Origin of the sequence: Ochrobactrum vermis, assembly GCF_002975205.1 — a bacterium.
Taxonomy (GTDB): Bacteria; Pseudomonadota; Alphaproteobacteria; order Rhizobiales; family Rhizobiaceae; genus Brucella; species Brucella vermis.
Map to the genome: position 1 here is coordinate 2,156,759 of NZ_PCOC01000002.1, position 16,660 is coordinate 2,173,418.

A 16,660-nucleotide genomic window follows, 5' to 3' on the forward strand; every position below is an offset into this window, starting at 1 on the left:
CTTCGGCATGTTTCCGGCTCCGCTTTCGCCGTGGTATGCCTCTAACGATATCCGCCATTCCGGACTTCTGTTAGGTGTTGCCTCCTCGCCGACAAAGGGACTTGCAAGGCACTGTGACCGCTTGCTCGATATCATCCGGCGCTTCGCTTGACCGCCCCAAGAGCAGCGGGAAGCGTGATCACTCTGATACGAGCCGCAAGGCGGTTACTAGAGCCCGTATCCAATCTTGTGGGGGAAAAGAGGCCTCCCAAAAATAGAAGCGGATACTGGGTGTCGCGTAGGCACTCAGCTATCGGTTCAGACCGATTTTAAACCAATAGATAGGCCGTGGCTTGGGGGTCGAAGCTAACAATACGCTCACCGTCGTCGAAGGCAGTCTGAAGCTGTTCGCGAAGCGAGAGCCGTGCCTGCATGGCCGCCGCCGGGTCTGTTGCAAGCAGATGATCGATATCGCCTGGTATTTTTACACGTCGAGCATCTGCGGGAAACTCAAGTTTCTGGCCTTGAGATCGAGCCTCTACATGCGGATCGTCCAATTGCCAGTCTGCCACGATCCGATCCGACGGAAGACCCGAATTGATACCTACCATGGGGCCGTAATAGTCGACATGATAAGTCGAGGATGTGGCGCCAAGGCCTGCAATGTTCAAACTGGCATTGACCGCCCGAATAGGATCATAGGTCCAGCGCACATGGGTCACGCCTCTCGCAAGGCACCAGTCGCGCTGGAACCACTTCATGCGCACGCCAAGTTTCAGGCCCCGCGCCTCCGGCAAAACCGCCAGACGATGCGAATGCTGAATGCCAGGCGTCGCACTTGGGAAACCGAAGATGAAACCCACCATCTTCTCACCGTCGAAGGCACCGGCGACAAGCCCGCCTTCATGCTGGATGGCGAGCAACAAGTCGGAGGCATCGACTGGATCGTCATCGCCCCAGACAAGCCGCTGCACAGTTTCCGAATCCTTCATCTCGGCGAGAGATTCGAGTTCGCGGATGACGATTTCGCTCATGCCCCAAATTCCTCGCGATGGTTCGTAACCGTATCGAGGAAGGCGCGGTCGAGCGTCACACCGATACCCGGGCCGTTCTTCGGCACAGCCATGCGGCCGTTTTCGGCTTCAAGCGGCTCGTTGACGATGTCGCGCGGGAAATAACGGCTGGCGGAGGAAGTGTCCCCCGGCTTGGTGAAGTTCGCGAGCGTCGAAAGATGGATATTATGCGCCCGCCCGATGCCTGCTTCCAGCATGCCGCCGCACCATACAGGCACATCGAAAGCCGCGCAGACATCATGAATGGCCCGCGACGCGCTATGGCCGCCGACACGCCCCACCTTGATGTTGATAACCCGGCACGCGCCCGCGACAAGCGCCTTGCGCGCATCCACTGAAGAGCGAATGCTTTCATCCAGACAGATGGCCGTCAGCAGTTTTTCCTGCACATGCACATGATCGGTAATATCGTCGAACGCCAGCGGCTGTTCGATATAATCGAGCGCGAATGCGTCCATGGCTTTCAGAAGGGGCAGGTCCGACAGGCGATAATCCGTATTGGCGTCCACGGTCAGCTTGGCTTCGGGGAAGCGGTCGCGCACGGCTTGCAGCATCGCAAGATCATGGCCGCGCTTGATCTTGAGCTTCACACGCTTGTATCCGGCGTCGAGCGAAGCCGCGACCCGGTCAATCGTCGTTGGAATATCGGCAATGCCAAGGCTGACGCCGACATCAATGGCATCGCGAACGCCGCCAAGCGCAACGCTCAATGGCAGGTTCAGCGCTTTCGCCCACAGGTCCCACACGGCCATTTCGACCATGGCCTTGCTCATCCTGTGCCCGCGCCACGGATCGAGAATAGCGGCAAGATCAGCCGGGCCATTGAAACGCTTTCCAACGATCTGCGGCAGCAGCACATCGCGCAGGAATGAGAGCGAGCCGGAGATGGTTTCCTCCAGATAATCCGGCAATGGGTCCATCACGCCTTCGGCATAGCCTTCAAGGCCTTCCGCCTTCAGGGTGAGGATCGGTATGACCTTTTCGGTCATTGTGCCGGTGGAGATCACGAAAGGCACAAGCAGCGGCAACCGAATGACCCGTATTTCAACCGCCTCGATTTTTAATCCGGTGAAAATTGGCGCTGTCTGCATCGGATACTCCATCCGTGAGTATAACTGGTAACGTCAGATCGAAACGGTTCTAAATTCCCTGTTCACGGGCAAAAGTCCAACAGATTCAGCTGGCCTTTTGCTGATGTACTCAGGAGAGTACATCCAATGGGAAAACGGGACGCCGCAGGCGGGAATAGGTTCGTCTCGAGAGATCCGGCGAACTCAGACCGCCGGCATCGGTCGTGATGATCTGTGTTGCAATCGGGCCGAAAGCCCCTTTGAAATGCTGCATCGACTTGACCGCCAGAACGGACTTTTCCTTCGGCTCGATGCCGACAACCCGGAAGATGTTCTGATCGAGCATCTGCATCCGTTCGGAAACGATCATGATGTCGATCCCTTCCACGCGCAGGCACACGGATTTCCCGGTCGTTCCGGGCAGACCGGTAAACATCGGCCCTTCGAAAACAAAGGCGCCATCGCTGACCGCCATGACACGGCCTGTCACCGTCAGCGGGCCACCGCCCACCGATGGATCGGACTTGCCGCCGATCGCCACCGTGATGGTCTCACCGATTGCCTTGGCTGCAATCTCGGCCACCGCTTCCGGGTCCAGCAGCGCGCCAGCAGCGGCATTGGTCACACCGGCGTCCAGCATCGCCGCAATCAGCGCGGTGCAATCACTATAAGCGCCCGAGCCGGGGTTATCGGAAAAATCAGCAACAACAATCGTGCCCTTAGCGCCGCGCACCTCTTTCAGCTGCCGGGTACATTCATCGAGAGGCAATGGCTGCGACCACTGATCCTTATAGGCCCAGATTTCGTCGCACATCTTGCCCGCAACATCGAAGGCGGTCTGCCGTTCAACGCTTGTCGCGTCGAATGTCACGATAACACTCGGTCCCGCCGCCCAGACATCGGCATCGGTGAAACCGGCATTGATCGCTACATTGAGGATGCCCGGCTGCTGCATCTCACGGTCAGCGCTTTCGAGCAGGCGGCACATCGGGCCGTTATCCGTTGTGCGACCGTCATCGCAACCAAGCAGCATCGGCGGACGCGCGATAGCCAGAGCAGGTTCGATCTCGCCCTTCATTGCCCGATCCAGCAACGAACAGGCCTCCACCCCGACCTTATTCATATCGATATGCGGATAGGTCCGGAAAGAAACGGCGATCTGCGCCAGATCGGCCAATTCGTCGAAAATATTTGCATGAAGATCAAGGGTGATGGCAATCGGCACATCATACCCAACCACCGAGCGGATTTCGCGCAGGAACTGGCTGTCGCCATCCTGATCCGTTTCCGTGACCATTGCACCATGCAGCGCGACGAAGATACCGTCGAACGGCCCGGATTCTTTCAACCGCCGCAGGCATTCGCCAGTGATTTCCAGACGTGCGCTTTCAAGCACCGCGCCGTTCGGTTCCGCATGGGCAGCGGTAATGTAAACAGGTGTCCATTCCTTCTCATCCGCGACCTTTATCGCGCCGCCGACTTCCGAACCCGTGCCACGGAAATTGGCCGGAATCTCATCACCCTTGAAATAATGGGACGCCCGAAAATCGCCGATACTCGTGCGATTTTTCGTGAAGGTATTACTTTCATTGATGAATTCGATGATCGCGACGCGATAGGACACGGGATCGACCTTTCTTATGTCGGCAAAGACCAGTCTGGATTGGTCGAAACGAAATGGCTGACGCCTGACTTTACCCACATGCGGCATACGTCTGATCTGATGTGGTGCTTCAAATCAGGTGCTCCGTGGAGGAACGAATTACTTCGCGAAGATTTCGCTCGCGAATTTCGGCTTTTCCCTGATGTCGAAATCAAAGTACTTCGCACTGATGTCGTCGTAGCTGCCGTCCTGGATGATCTCCGCAAGCGCTTTGTTGACGCGCGTGCGCAGTTCTTCGTCATCCTTGCGGAAGGCCATTCCGGCACCCAGGGTTCCATCTAGAAGAAACTCGTTACCGACAAATTCGCAGCAATCCGCGCCTTTCTTAATCCAGTCGCTGAGCGCGAATTTTGATTCCAGCAAGAGGTCAATGCGGCCGTTCTCAATGTCCAGGAAAGCTTCTTCCAGTGTCGGATAGAGCTTCACCTCATTATCCGGGAAAAAGCGCTGCAAAGCATCGACTGCAATGGAGCCCGTCTGGGTGCCGATAACCTTGCCCTTGGCACTTTCCGGCGTCACGTCCTTCAGGCCAAGCTCTTTCAAAGCAACGAACCGCATGGTGTTGTAGTAGTAGGGATTGGAGAAGCTGACCTGCTGCATACGCGATTCAGTAATAGCCATCGATGAGGCCATGATGTCGAACTTCTTTGACTGAAGCGCCGGAATAATCCCACTCCACTCGTTGGCGCTCCATACGCAATCAGCTTTAAGTTTTTTGCAGATCGCATTGCCGACATCGATGTCAAAGCCTTTGAGCTGCCCGCTCGAATCCAGATAATTGAAAGGGGCATAGGCACCTTCTGCTCCCATGCGGATTTCCTCAGCATAGGCTGGAAGGGTACCGCAAACAGCGATAAGGGCGGCAATAAATCCCATTTTAGTTTGCTTAAGCACGGTTTGTTCTCCTTTTATGCACCCTCTTGTCCGGTTCATTACCGACGCGCACTGCCGTCCGCGATCAGGACCAGATGAATTCAAATACTCAAGGGCGGTTTTGTTGATTGACGATTATGCTTGTGCCTAAGGTCGATCAATGCAAAAGATCTATTCGATGCCATTAGAAAAATTCATGACAATATGACTTCACGGGCGAGACGACGTAGACTCCCAAGTTTGAGAGCCTTGCGGGCTTTTGAAGCTGTTTCGCATTGCCAAAGCTTCACTGCCGCCGCCGAAGAGCTTGCAGTAAGCCAGGGCGCTGTGAGTCATCAAATCAAGCTTCTGGAACAGACTTTGGGTTGTCAGTTGCTTATTCGCGGCTCGCGCGGTGTATCCGTCACTGCGGAAGGTGCTCTGCTGCTGGAAGTTTGTGCTCGGGCATTTGATGAAATCGGCGCGGTTACGACGCTGATCGGACAGGGCAACAGGACACAAATTCTCCGGGTTCGTGCTGGGCCTTTCTTTTCAATGGAAGTGATAGCGAGCAGAATTGCTGGTTTCTTGAAGCAAAATCCAGGTATTCAGCTTCATCTAAATAATCTCGATATAGATTCCATTGCGCAGGATAGCGAAGACGCTCAGATCAAATATTGTCTGTATCCGCCGGCAGGCATGTACAACATCGAACTTCTGAGGGAAAGACTGGTGCCTGTCTGCAGCCCCTCGCTGCTCGACAATGTAACAAATCCAGAAGACCTTCTCGTAAACCCTGACATTCCTCGCTTGCATTATCGGGACGTAAACGACTGGAAAAAATGGATATCTCACCACGGTTTTGATGATCTAACCGCCAATTCAAACCTTTTTTTTGACGATCAGCACACACTGTTGGCGGCTGCTCGTTCCGGGCAGGGCATTGGTTTTTCTCATCGGCCACTCGTCGAAAACGACGTGCAGCGCGGAAGCCTCGGCATCGTGTCCGAGCGATATTTCGAGCCCAAGGAATCCTACAAGTTTGTATGCAGCCACGAAAACATTGCCTCCAACTCCGCGTTGCAGCTCTTCCGCGACTGGCTCGTTAAAGAAGTTTCGACCATCTGTTAAGTTCAGACAGTTGATACCAGACAGGGAGACCCGCGCTGATGCTCGCTCAGCGATTATCGTCTACAATTCGCAGATACAGATCTACATCTCAAACCGCAGGATTTTTCCGTGGCAGCGGCTTCTCTCGTTGTCACCAGGTTGCCAACCAGAGGTTCTACGTCCAAAGCCTTTGTGAACTAAAAACCACGATCTGTTTCTATTGACTTGCCGCGATCTGCATTGATATTCTCCAATTATATTCATTACTATATAATAATGGAATACCCTGGAGGGACCGCCGTGAACATTTTGAGATTTGCCTATGTCGCAACTTCACTTCTGGCTTTGTCAGTTCCCGCCGCTCACGCGCAGCAACAAGGCGGGGTCATAAAAATCGCGACCATTGGCGAGCCGGCCTCATTGGACCCAATGATGAGCGCGACCGATTTGGTCGGGATGATCTCTCAACATATCTTCGAAACACTTTTTACCTTCGACAGCAAATGGAACGTCACACCGCTTCTGGCGCAGTCAATGCCCGAAGTGAGTAGCAATGGTACCATCTATACAATCAAACTGCGTCAGGACATCAAGTTTCACGACGGACGTGAAATGATGGCGAATGACGTTGTCGCGTCACTTAAGCGTTGGTTGGACGTGGCGTCTCGCGGCAAACAGACAGCAGTTTATATCAAATCCGTTGAGAAGACGGCCAACGATACTGTTACCATCACCCTCACCCAACCATATGCACCACTCCTTTCACTACTGGCTTTCAACAATTCCGCCGCGGTAATCATGCCCTCGGATGCGCTGACTATGCCATTGAAAGAAGTAATCGGCACCGGTCCATACAAACTCAAGGAACACAAGGCTGATCAATATATCCAACTCATCCGCTTTGATGATTATAAGCCGCGCAGCGAAAAAGCAGACGGCTTTGGTGGCGCACGTATCGCAAAGGCGGATGAAATCCTCTTCGCCCCACTTCCCGATGCTAACACAAGGATCGAGGCCGCAATTTCTGGCCAGTACGACTATGTCGACTCTCTTCCGGTCGAGTCCTATCAACGCTTGGAACAAGGCAAAGACAAACCGGTCCTACTTGATCATTTCGGCTGGCCGATATTCGTCATGAACAACAAGGACGGCCCGCTCAAGAGCGCCAAGATCCGTAAAGCCATTCAATTGGCACTAAACGAGGAGGATATGCTGGCGGCGGGCTTCGGGGATCCGAAATTCTACGCCGCCGAGCCAGCCATGTACCCGAAGGGTTATGCCTGGCATACAACTACGGGAACTGAGAACTATAACCTTGCAGATCCTGAAAAAGCTAAGGCACTTTTAGACGAAGCAGGTTACGACGGCACACCAATACGCATCCTGACGAGCCGCCAGTATGAGTTCCATTACAAGATGGCACAAGTCGCGCAAATGTATCTGGAACAGGCCGGATTCACGGTAGATCTCCAGGTCAGCGACTGGGCCACCATGATACAGCGCAACAAAAGACCGGAACTGTGGGACGTGTTCATTACCCACAGCCCGTTCTTGCCCGAACCCGCACTAAACTTCATCCTGTCCAAATCCTCTGGCGGTTGGTGGGAAACACCAGAAAAGGAAGCGGCGCTTGATGCCTTCAATCGTGCGACGTCTCAGGAGGAGCGTGTGAAATTGTGGGGCGAGCTGCAGAAACTGATTTTCGAACAGGCACCGATTATCAAGATCGGTGATTTCAGTGCCTTGTCGGCCTCATCGCCCAAACTTGCTGATTTTAACCCATCACCCTGGCCGTATTTCTGGAACGTTCAGGTTCAGAACTAATCTGCAAGTCTGCTCTATTCAAAAGCACGATAGCGCTTTTTCGTCCTCATCGCGATTTCGCAGGCACGTCATGACCGCAAAATTTCCAATCCTAGAACCCGACACACTTGGCAACCGCATCGATCCCTATTTCAACAGGTGGAACAACGAACAGTCTCCCGGCGTAATGCTGGCTGTACTTTCGCGTGGCAGGGTCATCTTTGAGGCGAGCTATGGCATGGCCGATATTGCCAATGGAGTGCCATTGACGGACCGTTCCGTCGTCCGTATCGCTTCGCAGAGCAAGCAATTTACTACGTGCCTGCTTCTGATGCTGGAGCAAGAAGGTCTCCTTTCTATGCAAGACGAGGCGCAAAAACACCTGCCTTGGTTGCCGAACTTCGAGCGGCCCGTAACGCTACATCACCTCGCATCCAATACAAGCGGCCTGCGCGACATTCTTGAGATGATGACAATAGGCGGCGTGCCAATCCTCGCCCCCTCTTCTCGCGCCTATGCCCGCGATGTGGTCAGTCGCCAATGCGCTCTGAATTTTACCCCCGGCCAAGATCTGTTATACAGCAACAGTAATTTTCTGCTTCTTTCTGAAATCCTGCAGCAGGCTTCAGGCAAGAGTTTCAACGAGCTCCTCCGTGAGCGTCTCACTGGCCCTCTAGGGATGGACGACACCTGCCTTATGCCACGGGACGACGATATTCTACCGCGCCTTGCCGTTCATCACCGGCGCGGACCACAGGACGAATGGCTCAAATCTGCCTGGGGAATTGCCATCGGCGGCGAAGGCGGCATGGTTTCCAGCCTCCGTGATATGATTGTCTGGCAGCAGAACTTGCGCGACCCCAAGCTCGGCCACAAAGGCTTGTTCGACCGGATGGCCGACGCAGGTGTCACGATTAACGGCTATGCCTCGCCTTATGGCTATGGTCTCATACGGGAAACTGGTGGACCGCTCACGTCGGTAGGTCACGGCGGCTGGATTGCTGGCGCACGCTCAGAATCGGTTCGCTTCGAGGAAGCCGACATGGGCATTGTCATGCTGTCTAACCATGATGATTTCGCACCGTATGTACTGGCGCGAACTATTGCTTACGACCTTTTGGGAATCACGACCACACGTTCCGACAATGATTTTAACATCATTCCAAGTGTCTATCGCGAGGAAAATGGTGATGATGTTTTCGGAATCGATATCAACGAGGGGCAGCCGCGTCTGATCATGAATATGGGTGCTGCGCCGCTTGTCAACATAGACGATAACAGATGGCAAGCGCAGGCATCAATTCCCGGCTTTTCACTGAAGGCCTCACCCGATGGCACCGTACTCACCGAGCGTTTTGGCCGAGTGCGCCGTTTCGTGCCCATCGAGCCCACCGTCATTTCGTTGGAGCCCTTCGCCAACCGTAATTTTCACGCTCAATCCGGTGACTTCCACAGCGAAACCCGCATTATTGGCACGGATCTTCAATTGATCCTTTCATCGCCTGAAGGCAGGCAGCGCGTTAAGCTGGTTTCTCATGGTACAGACTTCTTCTTTGCCTATCCGATGAGCTTGGAAGTCCACGACCATTGGCGGGTCTGCCCATGGGTTCTGCCTTGGCTTTTTACTGTACGCTTCACGAGAAATGCGATGATCATCAATAGCGACCGTACCAAGAGGCTGACATTTGCGGAAGTTTGACCAATCGATAGCGGTGGAGACACAGCTGAAGCCTGATCAGCAAAGAGCTACCAAAAGCTTAATGTCGTGGATTTCTTGCCCCGGGAGGCTAGAGGAAATCCGAGCCTGGCGGGAGAAACCACAGTGAGCCCCTTCCCGCTTTGTTAAACTAACTGCATGCTAACATATGCTTATTCATCCGCAAAACGAGCGCACAATTTTGCCTGTGGCTTCGTCAGTCTCCACCGTAACGCGTTCCTGTCTCATGTCCATAGTGACAGGATCGCCCGGCTTGATCTGACGGACAATAGTTGCACCGGTCACCTTCATTGCATATTCATCCGAGATCTTCCCCTTCCCTACAAGGGTTTGCGCAGCTTCCTTCTTACAGACGCCTGGTTGCGGGTTCTCGATCGACACCGTCGGCTCGTTTTCCTTTTGACATCCCACAATGACCAACATCATGGCAATGCCTGTGAAGGGAACAGTAGTACGCAAGAATTTCACGATCATTACTCCTTTGTTACAGGCCGTGTGAGCGACGCTTTTGGACGACCAAGAGGGTCATATCGTCCTGAAGATGACTTGAATCTGAACAAAGCAAAACGCTCTAATCTTTCACTCCGGAAAAATCCTTCACGTCAATTTTTGAACCGGGTTCTGGCCGTGACATCCCGAATCCAGTTTAGTCCACTATAGTGGAACAGTATCGAGCCAGCGTTTCGGGACTTTAAGCTAGTAAGTTCAAATTGTTTTGGCAGATTACACCCGGCCGTAATTTCTGTAGGATGTTTAGCTCAGTTGCTGCAGCTCCCAATCAACTGTTCTAGCGACCCTCTCAACAGATTTGGCTCGCCAATACATCTCGCCAGCATCTTTCGTTGTCCGGTATTTGGCTACCAGTTCACTGATTATCACCAAGAAGCTTATCAGCGCGACGAGATTTCTGGCTGTTTTTGAAGCAGCCGATGTCCTGTCTAGCGATTTGGCATGGGAGAAATCTTCGTTCAGCAAGCAAAATTAAAAATTTAGCAAGCCACCAAGACAATCGGTGAAAGGAGACATCGTTCGCCAAATGAACTAATAGCTGCACCTCTTGCTAGACCGTTATCCGAAATCTCTCTCATTGAGAAATGAAGCTGGGCCCGCTTGCTTATAACAGATCCGTACCTTCTCGAGGTCATCGGAAGTATCGATATCTGCGAGCAGCAGTTCGTTAGCATCCACAAACTGTGCTTCATCGAGCAAGATACGCGCGCCACCCTCGCCCGTCTTCGGAAGACTATCCAGTCTTGCTAACGGAATGATGGCAGGCGGCCCACGATAGTTCCGTGACCTCGAAGCAACAATTGCCCCATTGCGGGACCTGAACAAGCCCAAAAGGCTCGCCAAATGCCCTATGGACACCAACGGCATATCAGCGAGACATACGAGAACATACCGTTCATGGGTAACATGCGCCAAGCCATTGTGCATCGACCCCAACATTCCATCCGATTGTTCAACGACAGGTGTTAAAATGTAGCCATTATCGATGAATGCGTCGTGCCAGGGGGCGTTTCCGCGATGAACCAGTATCTTACGTCCCCAGCGAAATGGTGCGAGCGAGCCCATTATATGGTGCGCGACGGCTTTATCGCCGAGTTTCTGATCTAGCTTGTCGTCATTCGCAAACCTTTTTCCCGTCCCAGCTCCAAGCACGACTACAGCAATATCCGAAGCTTTCTCCATCTGGTGGCTCCTTACATTCCAAAGACAACGATCAGGCAGGTCTTGTTGAGCGCGGACATCGATGAAAACGGTGAGGACGGGGCAGCGATGACAGAAATATCGATCTAGAGTTTGTTATACCGGGCAACAATTTCTGCCAGAACGGATATCGCCAGACTCCGCGCATCGCGTGTTGGTCCCCACATACCGATCGGAGCCTGGATACGTCCGATCTGTGATGGCAAAAAGCCGATTTCTGCTAGACGTTGACCGCGCCTCTGATGAGTTTTGCGACTGCCAAGGCAACCGATGTAGAACGCGTCAGTCGCAAGCGCCATTTGCAGCAAGGGCATATCCTTCTCCAAATCATGCTGAAGTAAAACCACTGCCGTATATGAATCTATATACGCATGAACAGGCAGTTCCGATCTTGCAACTGCGACACCTGCAGCCTTTGCCAATTCGACAAACGTCTCCGGCTCGATTCCCTGACCATGAAGCAGAATCTGTGGAGGAGGCATATAACCGACCACGAAGCCCTCACCGTTCCACCCACTCATCCCCTTCGACTCACTAACCACAAGGTCATTCGTTGCAAGTCTCAATTCGAGCGTCATCTCCTTTCGCTGCTCAATGCATAGCACGAGTTCGGCGATCTCGTCTGGCTGACTTATGACGTGTATCGCCAGTGTAATACCGCCGCCGCAGGGCAGCACAATGTCAAAAAATGGCGAGCCGCTCCCCAACCGAAGCAAACTGCTCTGCCCCTTGGCGATTGCGATTACGGCATCACGCGCAACCGTAGCCTCGACACACCCTCCTGAAATGTACCCGCAATAACAACCGTTTTCGCTTACTGCCATGTGTGCACCGAGCGCTCGCGATGCCCCCCCTTCTATTTCAATGAGGGTAACCAACGCACAGCGTCGCCCTGCCTTCAATTCACTATCGGCAAACCTGAGGATTTCCAGCGGTTGATCGGTCGTGTGAGACAAACGTACATCTGGCATTAGTTGTGTCATGTGCAAACCCTTGTCACCGAGAAATGGGTTATGCGGGAAAACTTGATATATGTATTCAAGCAACGCTTTCCGACTGCGGGATTGCCTGTAACATCAAGTCGGCTATAATTGCATGCGGTTCCCGCACTCATATCGACATCAATCAAGAAATGCGGCGAAAAATACATGAACCTCAGGCAGTTAGAGTATTTCATCGCCGTCGCGGAGGAAAAAAACTTTAGTCGTGCGGCCGAGCGCTTGCATATGTCCCAACCACCGCTCAGCCAGCAGATTAAATTGCTAGAAGACAGACTAGGTGTGCGGCTCTTCGATCGCAGTCGACAAGGAGCCAAACTGACGCTGGCAGGAGAAATGCTTTTATTGCGAGCGAGGGTGATTGTAAGCGACTGCGACAGCACCGAGCGAATTGTTCGTCGCGCCGCGGAGGGTCTAGAAGGATATATTCGCATCGGCATCATAAACTCTCTTCTCCATGGAATCCTGCCAGCCGCTCTGCACCGTTTTCGCGAATTGAAACCCAACATTGAATGGTCATTGCATGAGCTCTTGCCTGACAAGCAGGAACAGGCCTTACTTAACGGAGACATAGACATCGGTTTTTCCTGTAACCGTACGAGTTATGGCGAACTGAAATCCTTCCTCGCCTTTCCCCAGCAACTTGTTGCCGCGTTGCCACTGTCTCACGCATTGGCATCCAGAACGGCCATCGGCATCAGCGATCTCAATTCAGAAGATCTAATCATGCTGGATGCGCGCAGTCCCTTTATAAGGGAGATCCTTACGACCTGCCGCAAATCTGGCATCTGCGCGCGTATCGTTCACACATCCACCGATCCCACAGTGGTTCTTAGTCTCGTCGGTGCCGGTTTGGGGATGAGTATACTCCCCGCAAACATGCAAGGCTTTTATCGCGATCAGGTATCATTCATTTCCTTCAGTGCAGAGGGATTGAATGCTGATGTTTATGCTACAATGCGACGCGATGCTGACCTCACAATCGCCGAACCCTTTCGTGAGCTTGTAACTTCGCTCGTCGGCAAAACGTGAACTAAGGATATTGTCAGGGCTGATTCAGCATTTTGAAAAGTTCGGAAAACCGCTGTTTTGACTTGCCCGGATGGCTCTTACTGACGGCTTCGGCTTCGTTGACAGGTTTTCCAACAGCGATCAGGGCAACCATGCCCATCCCATAATGCGGCGAGCATTTTACACCGTAAACTCCCTCATCTTGCAGCGTAATGCTGAAGCTTTCGCCCAACTTACTCTTGAATGGCTTCACATTTTCAGGAAGCATCCCCGGAATGCTCACAACGTCATGACCACGGTCTATCGCAATAAAATTGATCGTATCACCTGGGCTAGCTCGAACAAAATCAGGCTCGAAAACCATTGGCCCCTTCACGCCCCTATTCAGCATTCTCACTTCAATTTCGGCCGCATTGGAATGATCGCCTCCGGCAAGCAGCAAAAGCATTGTCGATAATATCAGGGCGATTAGAGAACTTGTCATTCATTTCCTCTCTGTATTCAATGTTTCGGTCATCTAGGGCTAGCCGGAACAAAGGATTGGAATTATTCCGTGATCCGGAAAGGAGTTTGGCGCAGGCGTTTGCCCGTCGCCGCGAATATCGCGTTACCTATCGCCGGGACCACAACAGGATTTGAAAGTTCGCCGACGCCGCTTGGCGGTCTGTCAGATGGTGGGAATATTTCTATCGTGAGAGGTGGCGCATCGCTCATCCTCAAGACTGGATAGTCGTGAAAGTTGCTTTCCCGTACCATCCCTTTTTCAATGTGAATTTCATTCATCAAAGCCGTCGATATGCCCCAATAAATTCCACCAGCAATTTGCTGTTCTACAGAGACCGGGTCAACGGCTACGCCGCAATCGGCGACACATGTTAAACCAAGAATTCGAATATTCTCGGCAACAACACTCACTTCAGCAACGACCGCGATATTGCTTTTGTAGCCATCATAGGTTGCGACTCCCATACCACGTGCTTCGCCCTTTCGCCGTGACGCAACCGAGCGGGTCCATCCAGATAGTTCGGCGGCGCGATCCAATACACGTAGAAGGTCCGGCCGACGCCCAAGCATGTTTCGGCGAAACGTTAGCGGATCTTTTTGTGCCGCATACGCAGCCTCGTCAATCATACTTTCGACAGCGAATATATTGGGGACATAGCTAACAGCGCGCCACCACCAATGGGGGAATCCTGGTTCATGGCGAACCCAGGCAAGGTCTAACGCGTCGATGTCATAATGGAAGTCATCCCGGATGCCTTCAGTACAACTTGGGTCCACTGGCGCTTTGGAAAGGAAGCCCGGATCATCTGCCTGCTTGATAGAGGGAGATACAGCTCTTAAGCTAAAAGCACTTGGTTTACCTCCTTTGTCGAAGGCAAAGCGCGCTTTATGCACAGTAGCCGAGTGATAATAAAGCCCCCTAATGTCGTCCTCGCGACTATAGAGCAGCTTGACTGGTCTGCTCATTTTCTTGGCAATATAGGTAACCTCCAAAATAGGATGCAGTCCTTCACGCGCTCCGAAACTCCCACCGGCATCTGTTATGTGAATGCGTACGCTGTCTCTGGAAATGCCAGCAATCGTCTCGCTTGCCTGGGCACAACGCGAAGGCACCTGGATGCCTCCCCAATACTCCACTTCGTCGGCCTTAACCCAGGCAATCACGGATTGCGGTTCCATCTGAGCGTGTGCCTTATAAGGCATTCGATATACCGCTTCGAGACTTTTCCCGCTTCGAAAGACCTGGTCTGGATCTCCTATATGATGAGACTTCAGACCAGCGTCATGGACATGTGTTTCCATATCAGCAATTGCCTGATCAGAGCTGAAATTGGCCATTGGAGATGGATGCCATTCTGCCTCCAGCAATGCACGGGCCTTTTGACACGCCCAGAAACTGCGACCGACGATCGCGATACCGGATTGAGTGGCGCCATTCAGGGGAGCTGCGGGTGGGTGGTCCGGACGGAAATGCGAGATAGTTTCAGGCAACTCCATTTCGAAAGCGTCAATAATGCCTGGTGAAGCCTTGATCTCATCCTCGTTGAAGCTTTTAAGTCGCGCCTTGATAACCGGCGCATGTACCACGATCGCTGTCACCATATCGGGCAGACGGATGTCGATTGCATACTGAGCTCTGCCGGTCAGCTTATCGTTCAGCTTGTAGCTGCGTTGTGGTTTTCCGACGAGCCGGAAATCACGTGGATTTTTCAATGAAATGTGTTCAGGCAGACCTCGCTTCGCAGCACCTTCCGCGAGTTCCCCGTAATGCATCGAGCGATCGCTATACCTGTCAATTACCCGTCCCGGTTTCGTACTCAAGGTACCAGCGTCAACCGACCACCGTTCAGCAGCTTCTGCGATTAACATCGCGCGTGCGGTTGCACCAACTTGTCGCAAATTGTTCCATTCTAGAGCGACTGTCGTACCGCCACCAGTCGCATGCATCCCCCAAAGAGGGTGAATGTACTCCTTTGCAAGAGGATTATTGGGTGACACTACCTCAACATTGTTCCAGTCGACATCAAGTTCCTCGGCCAGAATGAGACCGAGTGCATTCCGCATGCCAGTACCGCTGTCGAACTTGTGCGACACAACCTGGATCCGGTTATCCGTGCCAATTCGTATCCAAGCACTGGGAAACAGCGGTTTACTCTCGTTTAATGCAATTGTACCGGCCGACGCTTTACCGATCTCGCCAGACCGAATTTCAAGGATAAGACCAAGTCCCGCAACCGCGCCAAACTTTAGAAGCGATCGTCTGTCCATTGAATATTTGGACGATTCGCTTACGGCCAACCATTGTGAGGTGAAAGATCTGGTCATTGCTTACCCCCCTATTTTTCCAGTGTCGCAGCGGCTCGATGAATGGCGCGACGGATCCGTCCGTAAGTGCCACACCGGCAGATATTTCCGTCCATGGCCGTCGTTATATCGTCGTCGGTGGGTGCAGGATTTTCGAGCAACAATGCGGCAGCAGACATCATTTGTCCTGGCTGACAATACCCACATTGCGGCACATCCTCGTCAAACCAAGCCTGCTGTACTGGATGAAGATGTTCCGCAGAACCCAGGCCCTCTATTGTTGTAATGGAGCTGCCACCAACATCCTCCGCCATCACCTGACATGATCGCACCGCAACCCCATCCATATGTACAGTGCAAGCTCCGCAAAGCCCCTGACCGCATCCAAATTTGGTACCGGTAAGCCCAAGTTCATCACGCAAGACCCACAACAACGGTGTATCCCCAGCAACGTCGACCTGATAGGCTTTTCTGTTAATATTGAACTTCAACATGCTGTCCTCCCGAATGTGACCGTGTCATGCCATGACGAGTGAGCCACAAACTCTCCCGATGACGACGTCCATCGCTATGACAGCATGTTGGATCGTCCCCGGCGTGTAAAAGACGAAATTCGCATGACGGCGATAGGAAAGAAGTATCGTTGGAACCGAGCGATAGCCTAAGAGAATGACTGTCTGCAATGACCGGAATGTTGAAGCAGAATCCGCTTTTCACCATTCGCGGAAGCTATTTTGGCGATCTGAAACGAGTATTGTACAGTTTCCTTCGGCCGTCCTAGAAACAGATCATTAGAGCAAAACTCTGTGCGCTTTGCTCTGGGCAAACGCAGGCGGCGTTCGGGTGAGCTCGCCTGATCGGGCGTA

General features: G+C 52.8%; 14 protein-coding genes. 4 read left to right on the top strand and 10 right to left on the bottom strand.

Translation table 11 applies throughout. The features are described from left to right. Nucleotides 1-308: 308 nt before the first annotated feature. From CQZ93_RS24205 to CQZ93_RS24220, 4 genes are all read right to left on the bottom strand, one after another. Complete coding sequence (locus CQZ93_RS24205) at nucleotides 309-1,013, bottom strand: GNAT family N-acetyltransferase (protein ID WP_105545040.1); 705 nt, start codon at nucleotides 1,011-1,013, stop codon at nucleotides 309-311. Beyond that, the gene (gene menC, locus CQZ93_RS24210) at nucleotides 1,010-2,143 is read right to left on the bottom strand and encodes an o-succinylbenzoate synthase (protein ID WP_105545041.1); all 1,134 of its coding nucleotides are present in this window, start codon (nucleotides 2,141-2,143) and stop codon (nucleotides 1,010-1,012) included. The genes CQZ93_RS24205 and menC overlap by 4 nt, the downstream gene beginning before the upstream one ends. 109 nt (nucleotides 2,144-2,252) lie before the next feature. After that, nucleotides 2,253-3,833 carry a M81 family metallopeptidase gene (locus CQZ93_RS24215; protein WP_286154249.1) on the bottom strand — a complete coding sequence of 527 codons (1,581 nt, stop codon included), beginning with the start codon at nucleotides 3,831-3,833 and terminating at the stop codon, nucleotides 2,253-2,255. Between the two features lie 51 nt (nucleotides 3,834-3,884). Then, nucleotides 3,885-4,718, bottom strand: a complete 834-nt coding sequence (locus CQZ93_RS24220) for an ABC transporter substrate-binding protein (protein ID WP_286154250.1) — start codon at nucleotides 4,716-4,718, stop codon at nucleotides 3,885-3,887. 189 nt (nucleotides 4,719-4,907) lie between these two features. Between CQZ93_RS24220 and CQZ93_RS24225 the strand changes: the two genes are divergently transcribed. The 3 genes from CQZ93_RS24225 to CQZ93_RS24235 all read left to right on the top strand — a co-directional run bounded on the left by CQZ93_RS24225 (nucleotide 4,908) and on the right by CQZ93_RS24235 (nucleotide 9,249). Next, on the top strand, nucleotides 4,908-5,768 hold the full coding sequence (locus CQZ93_RS24225) for a LysR family transcriptional regulator (RefSeq protein ID WP_286154251.1): 861 nt from the start codon (nucleotides 4,908-4,910) through the stop codon (nucleotides 5,766-5,768). 255 nt (nucleotides 5,769-6,023) lie between these two features. Continuing rightward, nucleotides 6,024-7,571, top strand: coding sequence for an ABC transporter substrate-binding protein (locus CQZ93_RS24230; RefSeq protein ID WP_105545044.1), 1,548 nt, complete (start codon nucleotides 6,024-6,026; stop codon nucleotides 7,569-7,571). A 70-nt stretch (nucleotides 7,572-7,641) separates the two neighbouring features. Continuing rightward, the gene (locus tag CQZ93_RS24235) at nucleotides 7,642-9,249 is read left to right on the top strand and encodes a serine hydrolase domain-containing protein (protein WP_105545045.1); all 1,608 of its coding nucleotides are present in this window, start codon (nucleotides 7,642-7,644) and stop codon (nucleotides 9,247-9,249) included. A gap of 174 nt (nucleotides 9,250-9,423) precedes the next feature. Here CQZ93_RS24235 and CQZ93_RS24240 read toward each other — a convergent pair whose 3' ends face one another. The 3 genes from CQZ93_RS24240 to CQZ93_RS24250 all read right to left on the bottom strand — a co-directional run bounded on the left by CQZ93_RS24240 (nucleotide 9,424) and on the right by CQZ93_RS24250 (nucleotide 11,960). Further along, complete coding sequence (locus CQZ93_RS24240) at nucleotides 9,424-9,735, bottom strand: I78 family peptidase inhibitor (protein ID WP_286154252.1); 312 nt, start codon at nucleotides 9,733-9,735, stop codon at nucleotides 9,424-9,426. Nucleotides 9,736-10,335: 600 nt separating this feature from the next. Beyond that, a complete protein-coding gene (locus CQZ93_RS24245; RefSeq protein ID WP_105545046.1) occupies nucleotides 10,336-10,959 on the bottom strand; it encodes a nucleotidyltransferase family protein in 624 nt (207 codons plus the stop codon). A 104-nt stretch (nucleotides 10,960-11,063) separates the two neighbouring features. Next, nucleotides 11,064-11,960, bottom strand: a complete 897-nt coding sequence (locus CQZ93_RS24250; protein WP_146114484.1) for an XdhC family protein — start codon at nucleotides 11,958-11,960, stop codon at nucleotides 11,064-11,066. Between the two features lie 165 nt (nucleotides 11,961-12,125). Between CQZ93_RS24250 and CQZ93_RS24255 the strand changes: the two genes are divergently transcribed. After that, complete coding sequence (locus CQZ93_RS24255) at nucleotides 12,126-13,007, top strand: LysR family transcriptional regulator (RefSeq protein ID WP_105545048.1); 882 nt, start codon at nucleotides 12,126-12,128, stop codon at nucleotides 13,005-13,007. 13 nt (nucleotides 13,008-13,020) lie between these two features. Here the strand turns inward: CQZ93_RS24255 and CQZ93_RS24260 are convergent, their stop codons facing one another. The 3 genes from CQZ93_RS24260 to CQZ93_RS24270 form a co-directional block, all read right to left on the bottom strand. After that, nucleotides 13,021-13,470 carry a pseudoazurin gene (locus tag CQZ93_RS24260; RefSeq protein WP_105545049.1) on the bottom strand — a complete coding sequence of 150 codons (450 nt, stop codon included), beginning with the start codon at nucleotides 13,468-13,470 and terminating at the stop codon, nucleotides 13,021-13,023. A 62-nt stretch (nucleotides 13,471-13,532) separates the two neighbouring features. Beyond that, nucleotides 13,533-15,815, bottom strand: coding sequence for a xanthine dehydrogenase family protein molybdopterin-binding subunit (locus CQZ93_RS24265; protein WP_105545050.1), 2,283 nt, complete (start codon nucleotides 15,813-15,815; stop codon nucleotides 13,533-13,535). 11 nt (nucleotides 15,816-15,826) lie between these two features. After that, nucleotides 15,827-16,288 (bottom strand): (2Fe-2S)-binding protein, encoded by a 462-nt coding sequence (locus tag CQZ93_RS24270; RefSeq protein ID WP_105545051.1) that lies wholly within the window; start codon nucleotides 16,286-16,288, stop codon nucleotides 15,827-15,829. Between the last annotated feature and the right edge of the window lie 372 nt (nucleotides 16,289-16,660).

Coding starts and splice junctions, on each gene's coding strand:
- CQZ93_RS24205 (WP_105545040.1), bottom strand. CDS start 1,013: ATGAGCGAAATCGTCATCCGCGAACTCGAATCTCTCGCCGAGATGAAG.
- menC (WP_105545041.1), bottom strand. CDS start 2,143: ATGCAGACAGCGCCAATTTTCACCGGATTAAAAATCGAGGCGGTTGAA.
- CQZ93_RS24215 (WP_286154249.1), bottom strand. CDS start 3,833: ATGCCGCATGTGGGTAAAGTCAGGCGTCAGCCATTTCGTTTCGACCAA.
- CQZ93_RS24220 (WP_286154250.1), bottom strand. CDS start 4,718: ATGAACCGGACAAGAGGGTGCATAAAAGGAGAACAAACCGTGCTTAAG.
- CQZ93_RS24230 (WP_105545044.1), top strand. CDS start 6,024: ATGGAATACCCTGGAGGGACCGCCGTGAACATTTTGAGATTTGCCTAT.
- CQZ93_RS24235 (WP_105545045.1), top strand. CDS start 7,642: ATGACCGCAAAATTTCCAATCCTAGAACCCGACACACTTGGCAACCGC.
- CQZ93_RS24245 (WP_105545046.1), bottom strand. CDS start 10,959: ATGGAGAAAGCTTCGGATATTGCTGTAGTCGTGCTTGGAGCTGGGACG.
- CQZ93_RS24250 (WP_146114484.1), bottom strand. CDS start 11,960: ATGACACAACTAATGCCAGATGTACGTTTGTCTCACACGACCGATCAA.
- CQZ93_RS24255 (WP_105545048.1), top strand. CDS start 12,126: ATGAACCTCAGGCAGTTAGAGTATTTCATCGCCGTCGCGGAGGAAAAA.
- CQZ93_RS24260 (WP_105545049.1), bottom strand. CDS start 13,470: ATGACAAGTTCTCTAATCGCCCTGATATTATCGACAATGCTTTTGCTG.
- CQZ93_RS24265 (WP_105545050.1), bottom strand. CDS start 15,815: ATGACCAGATCTTTCACCTCACAATGGTTGGCCGTAAGCGAATCGTCC.
- CQZ93_RS24270 (WP_105545051.1), bottom strand. CDS start 16,288: ATGTTGAAGTTCAATATTAACAGAAAAGCCTATCAGGTCGACGTTGCT.